1 protein-coding gene is annotated in these 245 nt (G+C 70.2%); it reads right to left on the bottom strand.

Annotation, left to right across the window (positions count from 1 at the left end; all coding sequences use genetic code 11):
- Positions 1-245, bottom strand: a 245-nt coding sequence (locus OP18_RS50890) for a ricin-type beta-trefoil lectin domain protein (protein WP_033368077.1), incomplete at both ends; no start/stop codon positions are given.

Raw genomic sequence — 245 nt, 5'->3', positions numbered from 1 at the left:
AGGGTGAACTTCTGGGCGCCGGTGCCGTTGCAGGTCCACAGCTGCACGACCGCGCCGTCGGCGGTGGAGCCGCCGGACACGTCCATGCACTTGCCGAGCGCCCGCACCGAGCCGTCGGAGTTGAACGACCACTGCTGTGCGCCGGTGCCGTTGCAGTCCCAGATCTGCAGCCGGTTGCCGTCCACGGCGTTGGAGCTGGGCACGTCGATGCACCGGTTGCTGCCCTGGCCGATGATCGGGCCGGC

Source organism: Dactylosporangium aurantiacum, from assembly GCF_000716715.1.
GTDB lineage: Bacteria > Actinomycetota > Actinomycetes > Mycobacteriales > Micromonosporaceae > Dactylosporangium > Dactylosporangium aurantiacum.
The sequence above is the reverse complement of the archived record's forward strand: the minus strand, read 5'-3'. Positions and strand labels throughout refer to the sequence as shown.